At 67.4% G+C, this 22,203-nt stretch carries 22 protein-coding genes and 1 pseudogene; 15 read left to right on the forward strand and 8 right to left on the reverse strand.

All coding sequences use genetic code 11. The features are described from left to right. Nucleotides 1–53: 53 nt before the first annotated feature. The 7 genes and pseudogenes from NP80_RS00690 (at nucleotide 54) to NP80_RS00725 (ending at nucleotide 5,362) form a co-directional block, all read left to right on the forward strand. The gene (locus tag NP80_RS00690) at nucleotides 54–455 is read left to right on the forward strand and encodes a cupin domain-containing protein (RefSeq protein ID WP_006405490.1); all 402 of its coding nucleotides are present in this window, start codon (nucleotides 54–56) and stop codon (nucleotides 453–455) included. 107 nt (nucleotides 456–562) lie between these two features. Next, the gene (locus NP80_RS00695; RefSeq protein ID WP_006405491.1) at nucleotides 563–1,570 is read left to right on the forward strand and encodes a LysR family transcriptional regulator; all 1,008 of its coding nucleotides are present in this window, start codon (nucleotides 563–565) and stop codon (nucleotides 1,568–1,570) included. Between the two features lie 205 nt (nucleotides 1,571–1,775). Beyond that, complete coding sequence (locus NP80_RS00705; RefSeq protein WP_006405493.1) at nucleotides 1,776–2,531, forward strand: SDR family oxidoreductase; 756 nt, start codon at nucleotides 1,776–1,778, stop codon at nucleotides 2,529–2,531. Nucleotides 2,532–2,556: 25 nt separating this feature from the next. Beyond that, the gene (locus NP80_RS00710; RefSeq protein ID WP_006405494.1) at nucleotides 2,557–3,072 is read left to right on the forward strand and encodes an Ohr family peroxiredoxin; all 516 of its coding nucleotides are present in this window, start codon (nucleotides 2,557–2,559) and stop codon (nucleotides 3,070–3,072) included. Between the two features lie 85 nt (nucleotides 3,073–3,157). Further along, nucleotides 3,158–3,909 (forward strand): annotated as a pseudogene (locus tag NP80_RS00715) (SDR family NAD(P)-dependent oxidoreductase). 118 nt (nucleotides 3,910–4,027) lie between these two features. Further along, entirely contained in the window at nucleotides 4,028–4,210 is a 183-nt protein-coding gene (locus tag NP80_RS00720) for a hypothetical protein (protein WP_006405496.1), read from the forward strand. A 219-nt stretch (nucleotides 4,211–4,429) separates the two neighbouring features. Continuing rightward, nucleotides 4,430–5,362 carry an MBL fold metallo-hydrolase gene (locus NP80_RS00725; RefSeq protein ID WP_006405497.1) on the forward strand — a complete coding sequence of 311 codons (933 nt, stop codon included), beginning with the start codon at nucleotides 4,430–4,432 and terminating at the stop codon, nucleotides 5,360–5,362. A gap of 195 nt (nucleotides 5,363–5,557) precedes the next feature. Here NP80_RS00725 and NP80_RS00730 read toward each other — a convergent pair whose 3' ends face one another. The 8 genes from NP80_RS00730 to ehuR form a co-directional block, all read right to left on the reverse strand. Next, nucleotides 5,558–6,952, reverse strand: coding sequence for an aspartate aminotransferase family protein (locus NP80_RS00730; protein WP_006405499.1), 1,395 nt, complete (start codon nucleotides 6,950–6,952; stop codon nucleotides 5,558–5,560). 19 nt (nucleotides 6,953–6,971) lie between these two features. Next, nucleotides 6,972–8,450 carry an NAD-dependent succinate-semialdehyde dehydrogenase gene (locus tag NP80_RS00735; RefSeq protein WP_006411398.1) on the reverse strand — a complete coding sequence of 493 codons (1,479 nt, stop codon included), beginning with the start codon at nucleotides 8,448–8,450 and terminating at the stop codon, nucleotides 6,972–6,974. 123 nt (nucleotides 8,451–8,573) lie between these two features. Further along, the gene (locus tag NP80_RS00740; RefSeq protein WP_006405501.1) at nucleotides 8,574–9,044 is read right to left on the reverse strand and encodes an Lrp/AsnC family transcriptional regulator; all 471 of its coding nucleotides are present in this window, start codon (nucleotides 9,042–9,044) and stop codon (nucleotides 8,574–8,576) included. A gap of 12 nt (nucleotides 9,045–9,056) precedes the next feature. Continuing rightward, complete coding sequence (gene doeB / locus NP80_RS00745; RefSeq protein ID WP_006405502.1) at nucleotides 9,057–10,097, reverse strand: N(2)-acetyl-L-2,4-diaminobutanoate deacetylase DoeB; 1,041 nt, start codon at nucleotides 10,095–10,097, stop codon at nucleotides 9,057–9,059. A gap of 4 nt (nucleotides 10,098–10,101) precedes the next feature. Next, nucleotides 10,102–11,310, reverse strand: coding sequence for an ectoine hydrolase DoeA (doeA, locus tag NP80_RS00750; RefSeq protein WP_006399328.1), 1,209 nt, complete (start codon nucleotides 11,308–11,310; stop codon nucleotides 10,102–10,104). A 10-nt stretch (nucleotides 11,311–11,320) separates the two neighbouring features. Beyond that, complete coding sequence (locus NP80_RS00755; RefSeq protein ID WP_006411395.1) at nucleotides 11,321–12,325, reverse strand: cyclodeaminase; 1,005 nt, start codon at nucleotides 12,323–12,325, stop codon at nucleotides 11,321–11,323. Between the two features lies 1 nt (nucleotide 12,326). Further along, nucleotides 12,327–13,298, reverse strand: coding sequence for a hydroxyectoine utilization dehydratase EutB (gene eutB / locus NP80_RS00760; protein WP_006405504.1), 972 nt, complete (start codon nucleotides 13,296–13,298; stop codon nucleotides 12,327–12,329). Nucleotides 13,299–13,415: 117 nt separating this feature from the next. Further along, nucleotides 13,416–14,828, reverse strand: a complete 1,413-nt coding sequence (gene ehuR / locus NP80_RS00765) for a MocR-like ectoine utilization transcription factor EhuR (RefSeq protein ID WP_006405505.1) — start codon at nucleotides 14,826–14,828, stop codon at nucleotides 13,416–13,418. A gap of 405 nt (nucleotides 14,829–15,233) precedes the next feature. Between ehuR and NP80_RS00770 the strand changes: the two genes are divergently transcribed. From NP80_RS00770 to NP80_RS00805, 8 genes are all read left to right on the forward strand, one after another. Beyond that, a complete protein-coding gene (locus NP80_RS00770) occupies nucleotides 15,234–15,713 on the forward strand; it encodes a MarR family winged helix-turn-helix transcriptional regulator (RefSeq protein ID WP_006405507.1) in 480 nt (159 codons plus the stop codon). Beyond that, nucleotides 15,710–17,842 carry an FUSC family protein gene (locus NP80_RS00775; RefSeq protein ID WP_006399334.1) on the forward strand — a complete coding sequence of 711 codons (2,133 nt, stop codon included), beginning with the start codon at nucleotides 15,710–15,712 and terminating at the stop codon, nucleotides 17,840–17,842. The genes NP80_RS00770 and NP80_RS00775 overlap by 4 nt, the downstream gene beginning before the upstream one ends. A 34-nt stretch (nucleotides 17,843–17,876) precedes the next feature. Further along, complete coding sequence (locus tag NP80_RS00780; RefSeq protein ID WP_006399335.1) at nucleotides 17,877–18,089, forward strand: DUF1656 domain-containing protein; 213 nt, start codon at nucleotides 17,877–17,879, stop codon at nucleotides 18,087–18,089. A gap of 7 nt (nucleotides 18,090–18,096) precedes the next feature. Next, on the forward strand, nucleotides 18,097–19,080 hold the full coding sequence (locus NP80_RS00785; protein WP_035947868.1) for an efflux RND transporter periplasmic adaptor subunit: 984 nt from the start codon (nucleotides 18,097–18,099) through the stop codon (nucleotides 19,078–19,080). Further along, the gene (locus tag NP80_RS00790) at nucleotides 19,077–20,582 is read left to right on the forward strand and encodes an efflux transporter outer membrane subunit (RefSeq protein WP_006411404.1); all 1,506 of its coding nucleotides are present in this window, start codon (nucleotides 19,077–19,079) and stop codon (nucleotides 20,580–20,582) included. The genes NP80_RS00785 and NP80_RS00790 overlap by 4 nt, the downstream gene beginning before the upstream one ends. A 120-nt stretch (nucleotides 20,583–20,702) precedes the next feature. Next, nucleotides 20,703–21,128, forward strand: coding sequence for a TOBE domain-containing protein (locus NP80_RS00795; RefSeq protein ID WP_006399338.1), 426 nt, complete (start codon nucleotides 20,703–20,705; stop codon nucleotides 21,126–21,128). Beyond that, on the forward strand, nucleotides 21,125–21,733 hold the full coding sequence (locus NP80_RS00800; RefSeq protein WP_006411390.1) for a nitrogen fixation protein NifQ: 609 nt from the start codon (nucleotides 21,125–21,127) through the stop codon (nucleotides 21,731–21,733). The genes NP80_RS00795 and NP80_RS00800 overlap by 4 nt, the downstream gene beginning before the upstream one ends. 67 nt (nucleotides 21,734–21,800) lie before the next feature. Further along, nucleotides 21,801–22,166 carry a bleomycin resistance protein gene (locus NP80_RS00805; RefSeq protein ID WP_006411385.1) on the forward strand — a complete coding sequence of 122 codons (366 nt, stop codon included), beginning with the start codon at nucleotides 21,801–21,803 and terminating at the stop codon, nucleotides 22,164–22,166. Nucleotides 22,167–22,203: the final 37 nt, after the last annotated feature.

Below are 22,203 nucleotides of genomic sequence, written 5' to 3' on the forward strand. Positions count from 1 at the left end.
ATCCTTTTTTCGCCGCCGTCCGACTGCGGCCGGCGGCTCACAGGAATCCCCAGATGATCCGCATGAAACACGCGCTGCTGCTCGCGCTTTTGGGCGGCGTGATGGCCGCCGGCGCGCAGGCGGCACCCTCGGCGATTGTCGCGCCGCTGATGACGAAGCCGCTCGACGACTATCCGGGCAAGGAAGCCGAGATGATTTCGGTCGAGTACCCGCCCGGCGCGGTCGATCCCGTCCACCGCCACTACGCGCACGCGTTCGTGTACGTCGTCGAGGGCTCGATCGTGATGCAGGTGAAGGGCGGGCAGTCCGTCACGCTGAAGCCGGGCCAGACGTTCTACGAAGCGCCGGGCGACCTGCACACGGTCGGCCGCAACGCGAGCCTGACGCAATCCGCAAAGTTCATCGTGCTGTTGTTGAAGGACAAGGGTGCGCCCGTGCTCGTGCCGGAAAAGTGAACCGGACATGACCTCCCGCTTCCCCGAAAAAAAAATCGACCGACGGTGTCACAGGCGGCGGAGCCGAAACGTCTTGTCGAATACGGAACCACGACTTTCGCGCCCCCATGTCCGACACCTCCATCCGCCGCACTGACGCCGACGATCCGTTTGCCCGCAGCTTCTCGAGCTGCTATGCGGGCGTCGTCACCTTTCTTGCCGTTGTCACCGAAGGGAGCTTCGCCCGCGCGGCCGACCGCCTCGGCGTCGGCCGCTCGTCGGTCAGCCGCCACGTGCAGCGGCTCGAGGACCGGCTCGATACGCGGCTGTTCCAGCGCACGACGCGCAGCATGTCGCTCACGCGCGAGGGCGAACTGTTCTACGAGAACTGCCGCCCGGGCATCGACCATCTCGCGCAGGCGCTCGAGGACATGCGCGAACTGCGCAGCGGCCCGCCCAGCGGCCACCTGCGGATCGGCTCGACGCCCGGCTTCGGCCGCAAGGTCATCGCACCGCTGCTGCGCGACTTCCACGCGCGGTACCCGGACATCTCGCTCGAGCTGCTGCTCAACGACCGGCCGGTCGACTTCTCCGCGGATCGCATCGATGTCGCGTTTCGCGACGGGCGCATGGAGGACAGCGCGATCGTCGCGCGCCAGTTGATTCCGATGCAGATGATCGTGTGCGCGTCGCCGGCATACGCGCATCGATACGGCTTGCCGCGCCACGTCAACGAACTCGCGCAACATCGATGCATCAATCTGCGCACCGCGTCGGGCCGCGTGAAGGAATGGGAATTCAAGGTCGACGGGCTCGCGCAGCAGGCGCAGCTCGCCGCGCATCACACGTTCAACGACATGGATCTCGTCGTGCGTGCCGTGCTCGACGGGCTCGGCATCGCCCAGCTGCCCGCCTACCAGGTTTGCGACCTGCTGGCCGACGGGCAGCTGGTGAGCTGCCTCGGCCAGCATGCGCCGGACGATGGCGGCCATTACCTGTGCTACCTGAGCCGAAAGCACCTGCCGACACGCATCCGCGCATTTATCGACTACATGATCGAGCAGACGCGCGCACGCGACCTGCAGTGCCCGACGACGATGACCACGATGACGACGACGTTCGAGGCGGTCGATTGATGCATGCGCGACAACACTGTAGGGGCCTGTGGTGCGCTATCGGGCCGAACGGTCCGTGCCTACCATGCGCACTGTTCGAACGGCGCGCAATTCGATGCGTACGCCGTTCGGCAACAGACAGGCGTCGTCGCGACCACGCGACGCACGCCGGATTCGGTAACACGCAGCGGCGCGCGACGCGCACGCTCGTTCAAGGAGAACATTCGTGACGATCGTCGTCATTGGTGGGACCGGGCTTATCGGCAGAAAGGTCGTCAAGTATCTCGGCGCGCGCGGCCACGAAGCCGTCGCGGCGGCGCCTGCGACGGGCGTCAATACGATCACCGGCGAAGGACTGCGCGACGCGCTGGCGGGTGCGGACGTGGTGGTCGATCTCGCGAACGCGCCGTCGTTCGAGGAGGCGGCCGTGAAGGCCTTCTTCGAGGTGTCCGGGCGCAATCTGTTCGAAGCCGAGCACGCGGCTGGCGTGCGCCATCACGTCGCGTTGTCGGTGGTCGGAACCGATCGTCTCCATCAAAGCCCGTACTTTCGCGGCAAGATCATCCAGGAGAACCTGATCCGGGAGTCGGGCATACCGTTTACTATCGTGCGCTCGACACAGTTCTTCGAGTTCCTCGGCGCGATCGCTCAATCGGGTACCGACGGCGAACGGATCCGGCTGACGACCGCGCACTTCCAGCCGATCGCGTCGGACGACGTCGCCTCGGCCGTCACCAATTTCACGCTCGGTGCACCGCTGAACGGCATCGTCGAAATCGGCGGTCCGGACCGCGTGGCGATCGCCGACCTCGTTCAGCACTTTCTGTCCGTCACGCACGACGCACGCACGGTGATCCGCGACCCGGCGGCTGGCTACTTCGGCGCGACGGTGCAGGACGATACGCTCGTGCCGGGGCCCGGCGCGCATCTCGGCGCCACCACGTTCGACGCATGGTTCGCGCAGAACCGCGCGGCAAGCTGAGCGAATACCGACGATCGCGCGTGCCATGACTCCGTTGCGCCCACCGCCGCTATCGCTGCTCGACAAGTATCGCGGACGCGAGCCCCAGACGCTGTATTCGGCCACGGTGACCGTGACGGGCGGCGCCGCGGCGCATGGCCGCGCATCGGGCATCGCCCGCTCGGACGACGGTCAGCTCGAGCTGGCGTTGCGTCTGCCGCCCGCGCTTGGCGGCCCCGGCGACGGACCCAACCCGGAACAGTTGTTTGCCGCGAGCTATGCCGCGTGCTTTCACGGCGCGCTGAGCCTGCTGGCCGCGCAGGCGGCCGTACCGATGGACAGCGCGTCGGTGTCGGCGTCGATCGACTTCTGCCGCGATCCGATGGACGGTCTGTTCATGCTGAACGCCAATATCCGGGTTCGGTTGCCGGGCGTCGAGCGCGCGGTCGCGGAAGAACTCGTTCGAAATACCGAGCGCTTCTGCCCGTACACCAAGATGGCGCACGACGGCATCACCCAGGTCGTGGCCCTCGCGTCCGCCGACGATTCGCGCGAAGACTGAGCGCGTGTCGTCATTCTCGCGCGACGCTCTTCCGTGCCGGAAGTCTGCGTCGCGCCACGTTCACCTTCGTTTCCATGAGGGACTCATGCCGTCATTCGACAAGCAAGTCGTACTGATCACCGGCGGTGGCGCCGGCATCGGGCTCGCGGCCGCCGTCGCGTTCGCGCGCGAAGGCGCGCACGTCGTCATCACGGGGCGCCGCGAGGCCGCGCTGGCCGCCATCGCGCAAAGCGTGCCCGGCGTCAGTTACGTCGTCGCGGACGCCGGCAATGCGGCCGATGCGGCTCGCACCGTGGATGCCGTGATCGCGCGCTGCGGACGGCTCGACGTGCTCGTCAACAACGCGGGTGCCGGCGCCATCCTCCCGCTCTCGTCGGCCAGCTTCGAAGCGATCAGCGCGATCTTCGCCGTCAACACGCTCGGGCCGTCGTTGCTGGCGAGCGCTGCGCTGCCGCATCTGACCCGCGTGCGAGGCAGCATCGTCAATGTGTCGAGCACGTACGGGCACAAGGCTGCGGCGCTGCTGTCGCACTACGCGGCCAGCAAGGCGGCGCTCGAACATATGACGCGCTGCTGGCGCTGGAACTCGCACCGGCCGGCGTACGCGTCAACGCGGTGGCGGCCGGCCCGACCGAAACGGAATTCCTGTCGGAGCGAATGAGCCTGTCGACCGCCCAGGTCGATGCGATCAAAGCACAAGAGCGCGAGCGCATCCCGCTCGGCCGGCGCGGCGAGCCCGAGGACGTCGCGGCCTGGATCGTCGCAATGGCCTCACCGCAGGCGGCATGGATGACGGGCCAGGTCGTGACGGTCGACGGCGGGCTCGACGCCACGTGAGCGGCGGTTGTTTCCGCCGATCGCGCGTCGGATGCAGTGCCGTTCAGATTCCGTATGGCACGGCTGACAATCTGAATCTCGGCTCGCCCGATGGTTTCCCCGCAGCGAGGCGTACACCATGCACCTACGAAAAGCGTACACGCTGCCCGAGTTCATCTACTGGTCGAGACGGCAATTTTACGCGTTGATCGCGTGCGGCTCGGTGCCGATCTGCCGTCAGATCGAACGTGAACTGCTGGATATGCTCGGCGAAACCCGTCACGCCTCCGACGGGGAGCCTGACGCGTGCATCGTTCTCTAACGCGTGCCCAAGAACAACGTTCGCCATCGTGGCTTGTTGTCTTTAGAACAACATCGTGTGGGCATTCGCGACGCTACTGGCGTTCGCCTCCGCTCACTAGAATGCTTCGCATGCCCGGTCGAATACGAGCAAAAAGGAAGCGCAAACGCTTCGCACTCGTGCTCGTGAACCGCGCTGCCCGGTGCGAATGACTCCACTCAATCAACAGGACTATTGAATATGAGCGCAACCATCCACAATGTGCGACCCGTCACCGACAATCTCGGCAGAGGCGGTTCGGGCGAGCTCGTGCCTTCCCGCTACGCCGTGCGCGTCGGCGACGTCGATGTCGTGCTGATCAGCGACGGCGTTCTGCCGCTGCCGACCTCCACCATGTCCACCAACGTGAGCGAAGCGGACCGCAACGCATGGTTCGACGGTCGCTTCCTGCAACGCGACATGTTCGACTGGGCGTTGAATATCGCGCTCGTGCGCAGCGGCGAACGCCTGATCCTGATCGACTCGGGCGTCGGCGACGGTTTCGAATACTTCACGCGCGCCGGTCAGTCGATGATGCGCCTGGAGTCGGCCGGCATCGACCTGGCCGCGATTACCGATATCGTGATCACGCATATGCACATGGACCACGTCGGCGGCCTGAATGTCGATGGTGTGAAGGCGCGGCTGCGCCCGGACGTGCGCATTCACGTGTCGGCGAAGGAAGTCGCGTTCTGGAAGGATCCGGACTTCAGCAAGACGGTGATGCCCGAGACCGTTCCTCCGGCGCTCCGCAAGGCCGCCGCGAAGTTTGTGGAACGCTACCGCGAAAACATCGTGCCGTTCGATCAGCGCGTCGACATCGCGGCGAGCGTATCGGCGCGCGTGACGGGAGGGCACACGCCGGGGCACTGTGTCGTCGATGTCGCATCGAAAGGCGAGAAACTGACCTTCGTCGGCGATGCGATTTTTGAAGTCAACTTCGACCATCCCGATTGGCAGAACGGCTTCGAGCATGATCCCGAAGCGTCGGTGGACGTGCGGATCGCGCTGCTGCGCGAAGCCGCCGAGACGGGCGCGATGCTGGCCGCGGCCCATGTCGCGTTCCCGTCCATCGGCCACATCGCAAAGAACGGCGATCGCTTTCGTTTCGTGCCCGTGACGTGGGATTACTGATCGATTCCCGCGTATCGTGCGTCCGGCGACGTTGCACTGACAATTGGTGAAAGGTCGCCGCGCGTTCACGAGATTCGCGGCGCTTCCCCGGCAGGCAGCGTTTCGAGACTCGCAAAAAAAACGCCGCCGTACTTTCGTACGACGGCGCCCGTTATGCGCTGCCGCAGCGAGAACGCAAACAACCGAATCGCGCGCTTACCCCGCCACGGCGAGATTCCGCTCCGCGACCTCATCGACGGCTTCCCGCACGATCGCGACGATCTCGTCGGCCTCCGCACGCGTCATCACGAGCGGCGGCGCGAAACCGAGAATGTCGCCGTGCGGCATCGCGCGCGCGATTACACCGCGCTGCAACGCCGCGGCCGACACCTGCGCGCCGATCTTCAGCGCGGGATCGAACGGCGTACGCGCGTCCTTGTCGGCCATGAACTCGAGCGCCGCGAGCATCCCGACACTGCGCACTTCGCCGACGAGCGGATGCGCACCGAACGCGTCGCGCAGCTTCGCGCCGAAATACGCGCCGACTTCGGCCGCATTGCCGACGAGGTTTTCGCGTTCGAGAATCGCGAGGTTCGCGAGCGCGGCGGCCGCGCAGACCGGATGCCCCGAATACGTCCAGCCGTGGCCCATCGGCCCGTGCTCCTGCGAGCCGCGCGCGATCACGTCCCACACCTTCTCGCCGACGATCACGCCCGACAGCGGCGCATAGGCACTCGTCAGCCCCTTCGCGACGGTGATCAGATCCGGCTCGATGCCGAAGTGCTGCGCGCCCATCTTCGAGCCGAGGCGCCCGAACCCGCAGACGACCTCGTCCGAGATCAACAGAATGTCGTGCTTGCGCAGCACCGTTTGAATCGCCGGCCAGTAGCCGGCCGGCGGTTCGATGATGCCGCCCGTGCCCATCACCGGTTCCGCGATGAACGCCGCGATCGTGTCGGCGCCCTCGCGCGCGATCAGCTTCTCGAGCTCGTCCACGCAGTACGCGACGAACTGCGTTTCGCTCATCCCGACCGGCGCCTTCCGGTACCAGTGCGGACAAACGGTGTGCTTCACGCGGTCGATCGGCAGGTCGAAATGCTGATGGAAGCTCGGCAGGCCCGTAAGGCTGCCCGTCACGATACCCGAACCGTGATAGCCGCGTTCGCGCGAGATGATCTTCTTCTTGTTCGGACGGCCGAGCACGTTGTTGTAGTACCAGACGATCTTGACCTGCGTCTCGTTCGCATCGGAACCCGACATCCCGTAATAGACCTTCTTCATGCCGGCCGGCGCCCAGTCGATGATGCGCGACGACAGTTCGATGATCGCGTCGGACGAGTGCCCGACATACGTGTGGTAGTACGCGAGCTGCTTCGCCTGCTGGTACATCGCGTCGGCCACTTCCGTGCGGCCGTAGCCGATGTTCACGCAGTACAGGCCGGCGAATGCGTCGATATAGCGCTTGCCCTGATGGTCCTCGATGCGAATGCCCTGGCCGCCGCGCACGATCTTGCCGGGCAGCGCGCCGGTTTCGTGGTCGTACGCGTGCGTCGACGGATGCATGAAGTGGGCACGGTCCTCGCGCAGCAGCGCGTCGATGGATTGCGTCATGATGAACTCCTTTGAATGATCAGGCCGCCGCCCCGACGGGCAGGCCGAGGTTGCCGAGACAGAAGTACTTGGTTTCGGTGAACGGTTCGAAGCCTTCGATGCCGCCTTCGCGGCCGAGGCCCGACGCCTTCATGCCGCCGAACGGAATCGGCGCACCGGTGAATTTCACGCCGTTGACCGACACCATCGCGAAATCGAGCCGGCGCACGAGCTGGAAAATCGTGTCGATGCGCGTCGCGCACACGTAGGCGGCGAGCCCGTACTCGGTGTCGTTCGCCTTCGCGACGACTTCGTCGAGCGTGTCGAACGCGCATACGGCCGAGATCGGCGCGAAGTTTTCCTCGTCGTAGACGCGCATGCCGGACGCGGCGTCCGCGATCACCGTCGGTTCGTAGAACCAGCCGCCGAGCGCATGCGGGCGACCGCCGGCCACGATGCGCGCGCCGCGCGCACGCGCGTCGTCGACACGCGCGACCGTGGCGTCGAATGCCGCCTGATGTATCAGCGGCCCGACGTCGACGTCCGGCTCGAACGCCGGTCCGGTCTTCAGTTCGCGCACGGCATCCGCATAGTGCGTGACGAATGCGTCGTAGAGCGGGCGCGCGACGAAGATCCGGTTCGCCGCGCAGCAGTCCTGCCCCGACGTCTGAAACTTCGCAGCGACCGCGATTCGCACCGCCTGATCGAGATCGGCGTCCTCGGTCACGATGAACGGCGCGTTGCCGCCGAGTTCGAGCGCGACCTTGCGGATGCCCGCACGCGCGGCCGTTTCGGTCACGAGGCGGCCGACACGCGTCGAGCCGGTGAAGCTCACCGACCGCACGCGCGCATCGCCGACCAGCGTTTCCATCGCCATCTGCGGCTCGCCGAGCACGACGTTGAACACGCCGGCCGGGAAGCCGGCTTCGTCGGCCAGCTGCGCAAGGGCAAGCGCCGAGAACGGCGTCTCGTGCGCGGGCTTCACGACGGTCGTACAGCCGACCGCGATCGCCGCTGCGGCCTTGCGCGTGATCATCGCGGCCGGGAAGTTCCACGGCGTGATCAGCGCGGCGACGCCGACCGGCTCCATCACGGTGCCGAGCTGCGCGCCGTCGATATGCGTCGGTATCGTGCGGCCTGCGACGCGCTTCGCCTCGTTCGCAAACCATTCGACGAAGCTTGCCGCGTAGCGGATCTCGCCGCGCGCCTCGGCGAGCGGCTTGCCCTGCTCGAGCGAGAGCAGCGCGGCGAGGTCGTCGAGGTGGCGCAGGATCAACGCGTGCCAGCGCAGCAGCGCCGCACTACGCGCGGCCTGCGGCGTCCAGCGCCACGTTTCGTAGGCACGCTGCGCGGCATCGATCGCCGCGACGATCTGCGCACGCTCGAGCATCGGCACGTGGCCGATGACGGCCTGATCGGCCGGATTCACGACGGCGACCGTCGCGGCACTGTCGCTGTGAATCCAGCGACCGTCGACATAGCACATCGACTTGAACAGAACGGGGTGTCCGGGCAGCATGCTGTGTCTCCTCGTTGGTTGGGCACGAGCTTCATTCTGTCGTGCCGCCGGCTCCGGAAATTTCGGTTTATGCGGCTGGCGCTTGCGGTTTTTTCGGTATTGCCGCGCGCCGGCGCGAAGTTTTCATTGCCAGTCCGGCGCGCCGCCGGATTCGCACTTCACGACCTTCGTCACGATGTACGTGAAGTAGCGCTCGATGCCGAGGTCTTCCATCAGCAGCGCATCGATGAAGCGCTGGTAGTGATCGATGTCGCGCGCGACCACCTGCAGCACGTAGTCGACGCCGCCGCCCGTCGCGTAGCATTGCGCAACCTCGGGCGCCGCGCTCACGCGTTCCTCGAAACGCCGCATGTCGGGCGCGGTATGACGCGACAGCGTCACCTCGACGACGATGCGGCTGCCCGAGAACGCGCCGACCCAGTCGACGTCGGCCCGGTAGCCGCGAATCACGCCGCTTTCCTCGAGCTTGCGCACGCGCTCCCACGCGGGCGAGATCGACAGGTTCACGGCTTCCGCGAGCTTCGATTTCGTGATGCGCCCGTCGCGTTCGAGAATGCGCAGGATCGCGAGATCGTATCGGTCGAGCTTGATCACGGCGTGCGCATCCTATGCAGCGACCGGAATGTTGCGCTCGACGATGTCGGCGACCACCGCGATCGTGTCGCCGGCCTGCACGAGGCCCGGGAAATGCCGCGCGGCCAGCAGCCCGCGCCGCTTTGCGACGTATTCGACCGGTGCGACGCCGGTGCGGTCGATGTCGTGCACGCGCGCGAGCACGTCGCCGGCCTCCACTTCGCTGCCGAGGTCGCAACACATCTCGAGCAGCCCGCGATGCTCGCTCGTCGTGAAGCACGCGCCGTCGGGCATGTCGAGCAGCGTCGTCGTACGCGGTGCCGTGCGCGCGACGCCGCCGTCTTCGTTCGGATGCGTCGCCAGCACGCCGGCATGCGCGAGAAATCCGCGCACGCCGCGCTCGGCGATCGCGACGCTCGCCGCGGTCGACGTGCCGCCGCCGCCGAGTTCGGTCGACACGAACACCTTGCCGGCCGCTTCGGCCGCCGTGTCGTACAGGCCGACGCTGTCGAGTTCGAGCATGCGCATCGAATACGGCGCGCCGAACGCGCGCATCGCACGCTCGCAGCGCGCTTCCTGCTCGCGATCGTCGAGCACGTGAATCGCCGCGAACGGCACGAAGTCGAGCGTGCGCCCGCCCGCGTGGATGTCGAGCACGTGCGTCGCGAGCGGCAAGAGGTGCCGCTGGAAGTAATCGGCGATCTTCTCGGTCACGGTGCCGTCGGGCCGCCCGGGAAAACTGCGGTTCAGGTTGCCCGCATCGATCGGCGACGTACGGCGCCCGGCACGAAACGCCGGATAGTTCATGAACGGCACGATGATCACGCGGCCCGTCACGTCGGACGCCTTCAGCGAACCGGCGAGCTTCGCGAGCGCGACCGGTCCTTCGTACTCGTCGCCGTGATTGCCGCCCGTCAGCAGCACGGTCGGCCCGTCGCCGCGCTTCACGACGGTCACTGGAATCATCACCGCGCCCCACGCGGAGTCGTCGCGCGAGTACGGCAGCTTGAGGAAGCCGTGCTGTTCGCCGTCCGCGTCGAAGTCGACGGTCGGCACAATCGGTGAAGCACGCATCGGTCTACTCCTTCACGAACAGCTTGCGCGGCGTGTTGCAGAACGTCTCGACACCGGTTTCGGTGATCAGGATGCTTTCGGTGATCTCGAGCCCCCAGTCGTCGAGCCACAGCCCCGGCATGAAGTGGAACGTCATGCCCGGTTCGAGCACCGTGCGGTCGCCCGGTCGCAGGCTCATCGTGCGCTCGCCCCAGTCCGGCGGGTAGCTCGCGCCGATCGGATAGCCGCAGCGGCTGTCCTTCTCGATGCCCGCGCGGCGCAGCACCGCGAAGAACGCGTTGGCGATGTCCTCGCAGACGTTGCCCGGCTTCGCGGCCGCGAGCCCGGCCTCGATCCCTTCGACTACCGCGCGCTCGGCCTCGATGAAGTGCGCCGGCGGCTTGCCGAGATAGACCGTGCGCGACAGCGGACAGTGATAGCGGCGGTAGCAGCCGGCGATCTCGAAGAACGTGCCGGCGCCGCGCTCGAACGTCGTGTCGTCCCAGGTCAGATGCGGCGCGGCTGCGTCGGCGCCGGTCGGCAGCAGCGGCACGATCGCCGGATAGTCGCCGCCGAAGCCGTCGGCGCCGCCGATGCCGGTCGCGTAGATCTGCGCGACGAGATCGCTCTTCTTCATGCCCGGCTCGATCGTCTCGACGATATGCGCATGCATCCGTTCGACGATGCGCGCGGCCACGCGCATGTATTCGATCTCGCGCGGCGACTTCACCGCGCGCTGCCAGTTCACGAGTGCCGTCGCGTCGACCCAGCGCGCGGCGGGCAGGTGCTTCTGCAGCGACGCGTACGCGGCCGCGCTGAAGTAGTAGTTGTCGAGTTCGACGCCGATGCGCAATGCGCCCCAGCCGCGCGCCGCAATCACTTCGGTCGACAAGTAGTCCATCGGGTGGCGATCCGGCGACTGCACGTAATGATCGGGATAGCCGACGATGTCGTCGTGCGCCATGAACACGGTGCGCTTCGCGCCGTTCGCGTCCTGGCCGCGGCCGAACCAGACGGGTTCGCCGTCCATCGGCAGCAGCACGCACTGGTGTACGTAGAACGACCAGCCGTCATAGCCGGTCAGCCAGCCCATGTTGGTCGGGTCCGTGACGATCAGCAGGTCGATGCCGGCCCGCTCCATCGCCGCGCGCGTCTTCGCGATGCGCGCAGCGTATTCGCTGCGCGCGAACGCAAGACGCGGCGCGGCTTCGTAGGTTTCGATGACTGCAGACATCTGTCTCCTCTCAGGTCGTGAGGTCGTTGTGAAAAATCGTTCCGGCGCCCGCGGCGCGGGCGCGCTGCAGCGCGAGAACGGCAATGGCAGTGTCCTGCGCGCCGGTTCCGGTCAGGTCGCAGATCGTGATCTCGTCGCGATGCGTGCGGCCGGCGCAACGGCCGGCAATCACTTCGCCGAGTTCGGGAAAGACCGCGTCGGCCGCGACGGCGCCGGCCGCGATCGCATGCCGCAGCTCGCCGACCACACGGGTCTGCTGCAAGCGGTCGCAGACGTAGCGCGCGGCCGCGAATACCGACGGCGCGAGTTCGGTCTTGTATTCGGCATCGGAGCCCATCGCAGTCACGTGCAGCCCCGGATGCAGATCCTCGGCATTCACGAGCGGCTCGCGGCTCGGCGTCGTGGTGACCGCGATGTCGGCATCGGCGAGCGCCGCATGCACCGATCGCGCGACGCTCGCCTCGATGCCATGCGCGCTGCGCACGTCGGCAGCAAATTGCGCCGCACGTGCGGCATCGCGCGCCCAGACCGTCACATGCGCGACGTCGCGCACGAGCCGCAATGCGTCGAGCTGCAGCCGCGCCTGTTCGCCGGCGCCGATCACGGCCACGCGCCGCGCATCGGCCCGCGCGAGATGACGCGCGGCGACCGCGCCCGCGGCGGCGGTGCGCACGGCGGTCAGATAGCCGTTGTCGAGCAGCACGGCCTCGGTCAGGCCGGTACGCGCGGACAGCACGAGCATCAGCCCGTTCAGGCTCGGCAGGCCGAGCGACGGGTTGTCGAAGAAGCCGGGGCTGATCTTGATCGCGAAGCTGTCGAAGCGCGGCAAGTAGGCGGTTTTCACATCGACTTCGCCGTGACGCGCAGGCAGCGCGAGATTGAGGATCGGCGGCATCGCGACGGGCTCCGTCGCGAGCGACACAAACGCGGCTTCGACCTGATCGATCGCGTCGAGATCGAGCGGCACCAGCGTGCGCAGTTGCGTCTGGCCGAGCAGCGTGATGGGATGCGCCATATCAGTTCTCCGCAATCAGCCGGCGATGCGCGGCCATGTCGATGTTCGCGCCGCTCACGACGACCACGATGGGCCCGTCGCGCCGGCTGCGCGGAACGGCTTCGTCGAGCAGCGCGGCGATGCCGACCGCGCCCGCGCCTTCGACGACGAGCCGCTCTTCGCGATACGCGTGCGCGATGCCGCGTGCGATCGAGCGCTCGTCGAGCAGCACGACGTCGTCGGCCAGCGCGCGCGTGAGGTCGAACGTGTAGCGGTTGTCGAGACCGATGCCGCCGCCGAGCGAATCGGCGAGCGTCGGCTGTTCTTCGACGTCGACGGGACGACCGGCAGCGAGGCTCGCATGCATGGCTGCGCCGCGCGCCATCGACACGCCGATCACCGCAATCGACGGCCGGATCGCTTTCGCGGCAAATGCGACGCCGCTGAACAGCCCGCCGCCGGACAGCGGGACGATCAGCGTGCCTGCATCGGGCAGCGCTTCGAGAATCTCGACGCCGATCGTCGCCTGGCCCGCGATGATGCGCGGATCGTCGAACGGCGGCACGTACGCATAGCCTTCGTCGCGTGCGAGGCGTCGCGCCTCCGCCTGCGCGTCGTCCTGGCTGGCGCCGACGATCGCGACGCGCGCGCCGAGCGCGGCTACCGCATCGACCTTGTTCGCCGGCACGAGCGACGACATGCAGACGGCCGCTTCAAGGCCGAGCGCGCGCGCCGCATGAGCGACCGCGCGCCCATGATTGCCGGTCGATGCGGTAACGACGCGCGTCACGCGCTGCGCCGCGAGTTCCGCGAGCACATTGGTCGCGCCGCGGATCTTGAAGCTGCCCGTCGGCTGCAGCGTTTCGAGCTTCAGGTGAACGGGGACGCCGGCGCGCGCCGACAGCGCAGCGGACGCGACGAGCGGCGTGACGCACGTACGCCCGGCGATGCGTTGGCGCGCGCGGTAGACGTCGGACAGCGACAGGAAGGACATGGAACGCACGCCTCATTGATGTGGTGCGATCCAGTCTAATGTTCCAAATTGCGCTTTCGAATGTCCTGGTACATTGTGCGGCGCTTGTGTGCGGCGCCGCATCGCTGCAGCGGAAAGTCAGTGGAAATCGTGCACGTGCGGATATTGCTCGAACACGCCGGCCATTGTCTCGAGCGCCGCATTGCACGCGGCGTCGGTGGTTTCCGCGCCGATGCACACGCGCACCGCGTTCGGCCGCTCGGTACCGCCGACGAGAAACGGATCGGGCGACGTGACCGCGATCTTGCGCGTGCGCAATTCGCGCACGAGGCGATCGGCCTGCCAGTAGTCGGGCACGCGCAGCCACGCCGACAGCGCGTTCGGATGCGCGCCGAGCAGATATGGGCCAAGCGCGGCCTTCACCATCTCCTGCCGCACCGCGAGCCGCTGCCGCTGCAGCTCGACGAGCCGGCGCGCGGTGCCGTCCGCGATCCAGCGCGTCGCGATCTCGGCGATCGGCGACGTCGCCATCCAGCTGCTCACGCGCAGCACGCTCTCCACGCGCAAAGCAAGGCGCCGCGGCATGGCCAGGTAGCCGGTGCGCAACCCCGTCAGCACCGATTTCGTCATGCTCGTGCAGTAAAAGCCGAGCTCGGGAATCATGCTCGCGATCGGCGTCGCGGTTTTGGCGGGAAGCGCGCCGTACACGTCGTCCTCGATCACGTACACGCCGTAGCGCGCCGCAATCCGTGCGATCGACCGGCGTCGCGAATCGGACATCATCGAAACGGTGGGATTGTTGAGCGTCGGCGTGCAAACGAGCGCGCTGATCCGCTCGCCGTCGCACATTTCCTCGAAGTGTTCGGGGCGGATCCCGTGCTCGTCCATCTCGAGTCCCTTCAGCGTAAACCCGAGCACGTTCGCGGAGCCGATCACGCCATGATCGGTCAGGCTTTCGCAGAGCACGGTGTCGCCCGGGCCGACGATCGACGCGAGCGCGAGAAAGATGCCATGCGCGGCACCGTTCGTGATCAGCAACGATTCCGGGTGCACGGGCATGTTCAGCGACGCGAGCCATGCGGCGCCGGCTTCGCGATGCGCGTCGAGGCCGGCGATCGGCCGGAACGAGCGGATCCACGGCTGATCCTCGGTGCCGGCCAGCTCCGCGCAGACGGCCCGCCATGCCGCGTCGTGTTCCGGCGTATGCACGATGCGCGCGATCGAGAAATCGACGAGCTCGCGTTCGGCCGTATCGAGCATGTAGTTCGACATCGACTCGGTCACGCGCGCGGCGACGAAGCTGCCGCGCCCGACCTCGCAGCGGATCAGGCCCTGCCTTTCGAGCTCCTTGTACGCGTTGGTCACCGTCTGCACGCTGACGCCGAGACTGGCCGCGACGTCGCGCTGCGGCGCGAGCCGTGCGCCCGGCGCGAGCGCGCCGCTCTCGATGTCGGCGGCGATCGCCTTCACGAGCCGCTTGTATTTCGACTCGATGCCATGCACGGCGCCGATCGCGTCGTGCCAGCGTGTCGATACCTCGGTCCGTCCCATCTCGATGTCTCCGTCGTTGCTTCCGCATGGTCGCTCAGAAAGACACCCGAAAAATATTGTCCTAGTGCAATCGCGTGCGAAAGCAGGACGCTGCGGGCCGTACCGCGGCGTGCACTTCGCGTGCCTGCTACGCATGTCTTACGAAAAGATGACAGTCCGGCCTCCGCACGCGCGGCGCCCGCGCCGTGCCCGAGCGCGGTATCGCGGAACGGCGCACGTCAGACTATTCAATATTGAGCGCACCGGACCGGACGAAGGCACAGCCTCGGCATCGCGCCGCTTGACCGTGCGTCGCGCGCGGCCTAGATTCGTCGTTGCGGGCGGCCGAACCGCACGACGACGTGACAGCCGGATGACACCGAACGATAGTTTGCTATCGAATGGTTTTGCCTTATCATCTCGCCCATGACGAATCTGCACGATCTCCGCCTCGCCGTCAGCAGCCTGCTGGTGCTCAGCGCGCGCAAGTGGCGCCGCGCGAGCGACAGCATGCTCACCGCGTACAACGTGTCCGAAGCGTGCGCGACGCCGCTGCTGATCGCCGGTCGCCTCGGCGAAGGCGTGCGTCAGGGCACGCTCGCCGAGTACGTCGGCATCGAAGGCCCGTCGCTCGTGCGTCTGCTGGATCAGCTGTGCGCGGCCGGCCTCGCGCGCCGCGACGAAGATCCGCACGATCGCCGAGCGAAAACGATCTCGCTGACGGCCGAGGGCCGCGCCGTCACCGAGAAGATGGAGGAAGATCTGCGCGTGCTGCGCGCGCAGGTGCTCAAGGGGATCTCGCGCAGCGACCTCGAAGCGACGCTGCGCGTGCTGACCGCATTCAATGGCGCCGACGCACATGCATCGACGCCGCGCGCGCCGCACTCCGCCGCTTCCGCGTCATGACCTACCCGAGCCTTCGCGACTGGCTGTTCTCGGGCAAGACGTTCGCCGCATCGATGCTGGCGCTGTATCTCGGCCTGTACTTCCAGCTGCCGCGTCCATACTGGGCGATGGCGAGCGTCTACATCGTGTCGAACCCGTTCGTCGGCGCGACGCGCTCGAAGGCGCTGTATCGCGCGCTCGGCACCGCACTCGGCGCGGCGGCGGCGATCTTCTTCGTGCCGCCGTTCGTCGAGACGCCGCTCCTGTTCAGCGTCATCGTCGCAACATGGTGCGGCACGCTGCTCTACCTCGCGATCTCCGACCGCACCGCGCGCAGCTACGTGTTCATGCTTGCCGGCTACACGATGCCGCTCGTCGCGCTGCCGACCGTGACGAACCCGGCCAGCGTGTTCGACGTCGCGATCGCGCGCACCGAAGAGATCGTGCTCGGCATCGTCTGCGCGAGCGTGGTCGGCAGCACGGTGTTTCCGAACCGGCTCGCGCCGACGCTGATCGAGCGCACCGACGCCTGGTTCAGGGATGCCGCGTTCTACGGGCGCGAAACGCTGTCCGGCCGTATCGCCGGCAAGGCATTGAGCGCCTGCCGGCAGCGGCTCGCGACCACGATCACGGGCCTCGAATTCCTGCTGAGCCAACTGAGCTACGACCATGCGCATCCGCGCGTGCTGTCGCGCGCGCAGGCGCTCGCGGGGCGAATGCAGCTGTTCCTGCCGCTGATGTCGTCGCTTGCCGATCCGCTCATCGCGCTGATGCGCGACCTGCACGTGCGGCCGCCCGCACTCGATGCCTTGCTCGCCGACGCCGCGGCATGGTTCGACGCACCGCTGCCCACGATCAAGCCCGGCACCGACGGCGACATGGCCGACGATCCGGTCGCGGACCGCCTGCGCGCCGGCATCGCGGCGCTGCAGCCGACCGACGAGGCACTCGCGAGCTGGGACGGCGCGCTGCTGTCGAACGCGCTATGGCGGCTGCGCCAGGTGATCGACATCTGGCAGGACTGCCGTTCGCTGCGCGCGCTGATCGCGAACGAATCGGGCGTGTGGCAGCCGCGCTACCGGCACTGGCGGCTCGGCGGCACCGAGCGCTTCTTCGATCGCGGCATGATGCTGTTCTCGACGCTGACCGTCGTCGGCGCAATCGTGTTCGCATGCTGGCTGTGGATCGAATCGGGCTGGCACGACGGTGCCGGCGCCGTCACGCTCGTGGCCGTCGCGTGCAGCTTCTTCGCGGCGCTCGACGAACCGGCGCCGATGGTGTTCCGGTTCTTCCTCGCGACGGCCGCGAGCGTCGTGTTCGCGGGGCTTTACCTCTTCGTCGTGCTGCCGCACGTGCACGATTTCCCGATGCTCGTGCTGATGTTCGCGGGCCCGTTCATCCTGATCGGCACGCTGCTGCCGCGACCGCAGTTCAACATGGTCACGATGCTCGTCGCGGTCAACACGGCGACGTTCGTCAGCATCCAGGGCGCCTACGACGCCGACTTCTTCGTGTTTCTGAACAGCAACCTTGCAGGCGTCGCGGGACTGCTGTTCGCCTACGTGTGGACACGCGCGACGCGGCCGTTCGGCGCCGAGCTCGCGGTGCGGCGGCTGCTGCGCTCGGGCTGGGAGGACGTCGCACGCTCGGCCTCGACGCAACCGCTCGAAGACCAGCGCAATCATGCGTCGCGCATGCTCGATCGCGTGACGCAACTGCTGCCGCGTCTCGGCGCCTCCGACGACCACCGTCATCCGTCGATCGAGAGCTTCCGCGACCTGCGCATCGCGCTGAACGCGCTCGATCTGCGCCGGCTGCGGCGCAAATTGTCCGGCGATCTGTCCGACGCGATCGATCGCGTGCTCGCCGGCGTAACCGACCACTACGCGCGCTGCGCCGCGGCGAACGCGCGTCAGCCGGTACCGCCCGCGCTGCTCGAATCGATCGACGATGCGCTGCGGCGCGTGGTCGGCCGCAATCTGCCCGGCGCGGCACCCGCGCCCGGCGATGCGCCGCCGGCCGGTCACGCGATCCCGGTCATGCATCGCCGGCTGCGCGACGCGCTGCATGCGCTCGTCGGCCTGCGTCTGTCGCTGTATCCGGCCGCGTCCACGCGCGCGCCGCAAACGCCCGACGGAGCGCAGGCATGATGCCGCTTCCCTACCCGACTTTCCGACCGCGACCATGATCGGCGAAATCGACATTCTCGGCGTGTTCGTGCCCGCTCCGCTCGTGCTGATGCTGATCGCCTACCTGATCAACGTCGCCGTGCGCACCGTGCTCGATCGCATCGGCTTCTACCGCCTCGTCTGGCACCGTTCGATCTTCGATCTCGGCATCTACGTGTTCGTATTCGCCGCCGTCGTGATCGTGTCCCACCATTTCGTGGCTACCTAACGTGAACGTGAAAAAACCCTGGCTCTCGGCAGGACAGGTCCTGCTCACCCTGATCGTCGTCGTCGTCGCCGCGCTCGTGCTATGGCGCGTGATCGACTACTACATGTTCTCGCCATGGACGCGCGACGGGCACGTGCGCGCCGACGTAATTCAGGTCGCGCCCGACGTGTCGGGGCTGATCACGTCCGTCGAAGTCGCCGACAACCAGGCCGTCACGCGTGGGCAGGTGTTGTTCGTGATCGACCGCGCGCGCTACGCGCTCGCGGAACGGCTCGCCGAAGCGACGCTCGCCCAGCGCCGCGCGACGCTCGCGCAAGCGAAGCGCGAATATGCGCGCAACCTGCAGCTCGGCAATCTCGTCGCGAGCGAGCAGGTCGAGGAGAGCCGCACGCGCGTCGAGCAAGGCGAAGCGGCGGTGCAGGATGCGCAGGTGTCGCTCGACACCGCGAAGCTGAATCTGCAGCGCACGACCGTCGTGAGCCCCGTCGACGGCTATCTGAACGATCGCGCACCGCGCGTCGGCGAATACGTGCCGGCCGGCCGTGCCGTGCTGTCGGTCGTCGATCGCAACTCGTTCCGCGTCGACGGCTATTTCGAGGAAACCAAGCTGCGCGGCATCCATATCGGTCAGCCCGTCGACATCTTCGTGATGGGCGAACCGCACTCGCTGCGCGGTCACGTGCAGAGCATCGTCGCGGCGATCGAGGATCGCGACCGCACGCAAGGGTCGAACCTGCTGCCGAACGTGAATCCCGCCTTCAGCTGGGTGCGGCTCGCGCAGCGCGTGCCGGTGCGCGTCGCGCTCGACGAAGTGCCGGACGATTTCCGCATGATCGCGGGGCGCACCGCGACCGTCGCCGTGCGTGCGCCCGATACGCAGCGCCGCGACCGCGCGCAGCCGGTCGCGCCGGCCGCACCTGTCGCACCTGTCGCACCTGTCGCACCTACCGCGTCCGGCACGGCCGCCAGCGCGGCGGGAGCGTCGCAATGAAGCGGCCCGGTCTTCGCGTCGCGGCGACGCTTGCACCGCTCGCCCTCGCGCTCGGCGCATGCAAATCGGTCGGCCCCGACTACACGCTGCCGCAGCAGGCGTACGTGAACGCACCGCTTGCCAATCACGCGCTCGACGATGCGAACGGGACGCTCGTTTCGCACGATGCGGTACCCGGCAACTGGTGGCAGCTGTACGACGATCCGGCGCTCAACGACCTCGTGCGCAGCGCGCTGACGTCGAATACCGACCTGCGCGTCGCGGCGGCCAATCTCGCGCGATCGCGTGCGGCGCTCGAGGTCGCGAACCAGCAGGGCGGCTTCTCGGGCCGCACCGAAGCCGCGGTGCAACGCGCGCAGGAATCGGCCGAGCAGTATCTGCTCGAGAACAAGCTGCCGGTCGTCAACGAAGGGTCGGTCGGCATCAACGTGTCGTACGAGATCGATCTGTTCGGCAAGCTGCGGCGCGGCGTCGAAGCGGCGCGCGCGGACAGCGAGGCCGTGCAGGCCGCCGCCGATCTCGCGCGCATCACGGTCGTCGCCGACGTCGTGCGCGCATACGTCGAAGCGTGTTCGGCCGGTGAGGAGCTCGAGATCGCGAAGCAGTCGGTCGCGCTGCAGCGGCAGCGTGTCGCGCTGTCGCAGCGGCTGCGTGACGTCGGTCGCGGCAATCAGACCGAGGTGACGCGCGGCGTCACGCAGGTCCGCACGCTCGCCGCCGACATCCCGCGCTTCGAAAGCCGCCGCAAGATCGCGCAGTACCAACTCGCCGCACTGCTCGCGCGCGCGCCGGCCGACTTGCCGAAGGCCGTCACCGAATGCGCGCGGCTGCCGAAGCTGCGCCGGCCGATTCCGATCGGCGACGGCGCCGCGTTGCTGCGCCGCCGTCCCGACGTGCGCGAGGCCGAGCGTCAACTTGCGGCTGCGACCGCGCGCATCGGCGTCGCGACCGCCGCGCTGTATCCGTCGATCAGCATCGGCGCGTCGGCGGGATCGGTCGGCGTCGCCGCCGATCTCTTCTCGTCGACGACGAATCGCTGGTCGTTCGGCCCGCTGATCAGCTGGACCTTTCCGGTCAACGGACAGCGCGCGCGTGTGCGCGAGGCCGAAGCCGCGACCGGCGGTGCGCTCGCGCATTTCGACGGCGTCGTACTGAATGCGCTGCGCGAAACGCAGTCGAGCCTCGCCGCGTATGCGGCCGACGTGCAGCGCGCGGACGAACTGCGTACCGCGTACGAGTCGGCACGCAGCTCCGCGGACGAAACGTATCGGCTCTATCGCGCCGGACGCGAGTCGTTCATCGCCGATCTCGACGCGACACGCACGCTGACCAGCGTGCACGCGCAAGTCGCGGCCGCCGAAGGACAGGTCGCGGCCGATCAGGTGAGATTGTTTCTCGCGCTCGGCGGCGGATGGGAAGGTGACGCGACGCCCGCTGCATCGCAGCAGGAGACGTCGTCGGCACGGCCGGCGACGGCGGACGGCGGACGGCGCGGCGAATAACGCGCGATAAGCGTGTCGTGCAGGGCGAATGCCGCACGCCGGTCGCATCGGCGGTAAACTCGACCGCACTTTCGTTGTCCATTTGCCGCGCGCGATGCGGCCCGTCCCCGGAGACTCGCCATGCGAACCAGTGCCCGCAATCAATTCACCGGTCAGATCAGCGCCGTCAAGACGGGCGCCGTCAACGACGAAATCACGCTGCGCACGCAGGACGGCCTCGAGATCGTCGCGGTCATCACGCACGGCAGCGCCGCGTCGCTCGGCCTGTCGACCGGCACGAAAGCGTTCGCGCTCGTGAAGGCGTCGTCGGTCATCGTGATGGTCGATGTCGATGCCGGCAAGGTCTCGGCGCGCAACTGCATCGCGGGCACCGTCGCGTCGGTCGCGAAGGGTGCCGTGAATTCGGAGGTCGCGATCAGGACGGCCGGCGGCACCGAAATCATCGCGATCGTCACGAACGATAGCGTCGAGCGACTCGGACTCGCGAGCGGCAGCGCCGCGACGGCGATGTTCAAGGCGTCGAGCGTGATCGTCGGCATCGAGTGAAGGATTCGAAGCCGATTGATGCGAGCGCGTGTACGGAAGGTGCCGAGACATTTCGCTCGCTGCTGTCGGGCGCGGTCGATCCGGGCAGCCCCGACGCGCGGCTGTTCGCCGCGCTCGTTGCGGCGCGCGCGAGCCGCAACGAGCCCGCGCTGCTCGGTCTGTCGCACGCGCAATTGACGCGGCTGCTCGCGCGACATTTTCCGGCGCTGTCCGGCGACGTCGCCGCGGCATTGGCAGCGCCTTTTATCGTTCGCTCCTTGCCGCCCGCACATGCCACGTTCGTCGCGACCTTGCATGCACTGCTGATGCGCGATGTCGGCGCTGCAGTGGCGGTCGACGACGCCGACTGCGTCGCTTCGATCATCGCGCATGCGTGTCTGCGCGGCGATCATCTGTGGCGCGATCTCGGGCTCGACGGCCGCGACGCGGTCGCGACGATGCTCGATCGCTATTTTCCTGCGGTCGCGGCGCGCAACGTCGGCCAGCTGCGCTGGAAGAAATTCCTGGCGCAGGAAGCCGCTGCATCGCTCGGCTTGCCGCCGGGGCCCGCGCCTGGATGTCCCGGCTGCGAGGACTTTCCTGTTTGCTTTCCTCCGCAGCGATAGTCGGTCGCGACGGTTGCGTAACTGCGTCGCCTCGGGTTCGCTGTGCCGCTACTCGGAGCATCTCGCCATGACCGATATTGCCAGCCCCAATCTGCCCTCGCGCGATTTCGACGCGACGTCGCGCTTCTACGCCAAGTTCGGTTTTATCGAAACCTGGCGCGATGAAGATTGGATGATTCTGCGGCGACGCGATCTGTTACTCGAGTTCTTTCGGCATGCCGATCTCGATCCGGCTGAAAGCTGGTTCAGCTGCTGTTTTCGCCTCGACGACGTCGACGCGTTCTTCGATGAAGTGATCGCGGCCGGCATACCGGAGACGACGACCGGATGGCCTCGCGTGCATCGGCCAAAGCGCGAGGCGTGGGGTGGTAAGGTCGGTGCGCTGGTTGATCTCGATGGAACGTTGATTCGGCTGGTTCAGAACGGCGGGTGAATGTAGGCCGTTGGGGGCTTGTGGGGCGAACGGTGGG

Origin of the sequence: Burkholderia multivorans ATCC BAA-247 (genome assembly GCF_000959525.1) — a bacterium.
In the GTDB taxonomy this organism is placed as follows: Bacteria; Pseudomonadota; Gammaproteobacteria; order Burkholderiales; family Burkholderiaceae; genus Burkholderia; species Burkholderia multivorans.

Bases quoted from the DNA above. Each gene is read 5' to 3' on its own strand.
- NP80_RS00690 (WP_006405490.1), top strand. From the start codon at position 54: ATGATCCGCATGAAACACGCGCTGCTGCTCGCGCTTTTGGGCGGCGTG.
- NP80_RS00695 (WP_006405491.1), top strand. From the start codon at position 563: ATGTCCGACACCTCCATCCGCCGCACTGACGCCGACGATCCGTTTGCC.
- NP80_RS00710 (WP_006405494.1), top strand. From the start codon at position 2,557: ATGACTCCGTTGCGCCCACCGCCGCTATCGCTGCTCGACAAGTATCGC.
- NP80_RS00720 (WP_006405496.1), top strand. From the start codon at position 4,028: ATGCACCTACGAAAAGCGTACACGCTGCCCGAGTTCATCTACTGGTCG.
- NP80_RS00725 (WP_006405497.1), top strand. From the start codon at position 4,430: ATGAGCGCAACCATCCACAATGTGCGACCCGTCACCGACAATCTCGGC.
- NP80_RS00730 (WP_006405499.1), bottom strand. From the start codon at position 6,952: ATGACGCAATCCATCGACGCGCTGCTGCGCGAGGACCGTGCCCACTTC.
- NP80_RS00735 (WP_006411398.1), bottom strand. From the start codon at position 8,450: ATGCTGCCCGGACACCCCGTTCTGTTCAAGTCGATGTGCTATGTCGAC.
- doeB (WP_006405502.1), bottom strand. From the start codon at position 10,097: ATGCGTGCTTCACCGATTGTGCCGACCGTCGACTTCGACGCGGACGGC.
- doeA (WP_006399328.1), bottom strand. From the start codon at position 11,310: ATGTCTGCAGTCATCGAAACCTACGAAGCCGCGCCGCGTCTTGCGTTC.
- NP80_RS00755 (WP_006411395.1), bottom strand. From the start codon at position 12,325: ATGGCGCATCCCATCACGCTGCTCGGCCAGACGCAACTGCGCACGCTG.
- eutB (WP_006405504.1), bottom strand. From the start codon at position 13,298: ATGTCCTTCCTGTCGCTGTCCGACGTCTACCGCGCGCGCCAACGCATC.
- ehuR (WP_006405505.1), bottom strand. From the start codon at position 14,828: ATGGGACGGACCGAGGTATCGACACGCTGGCACGACGCGATCGGCGCC.
- NP80_RS00770 (WP_006405507.1), top strand. From the start codon at position 15,234: ATGACGAATCTGCACGATCTCCGCCTCGCCGTCAGCAGCCTGCTGGTG.
- NP80_RS00775 (WP_006399334.1), top strand. From the start codon at position 15,710: ATGACCTACCCGAGCCTTCGCGACTGGCTGTTCTCGGGCAAGACGTTC.
- NP80_RS00780 (WP_006399335.1), top strand. From the start codon at position 17,877: ATGATCGGCGAAATCGACATTCTCGGCGTGTTCGTGCCCGCTCCGCTC.
- NP80_RS00790 (WP_006411404.1), top strand. From the start codon at position 19,077: ATGAAGCGGCCCGGTCTTCGCGTCGCGGCGACGCTTGCACCGCTCGCC.
- NP80_RS00795 (WP_006399338.1), top strand. From the start codon at position 20,703: ATGCGAACCAGTGCCCGCAATCAATTCACCGGTCAGATCAGCGCCGTC.
- NP80_RS00805 (WP_006411385.1), top strand. From the start codon at position 21,801: ATGACCGATATTGCCAGCCCCAATCTGCCCTCGCGCGATTTCGACGCG.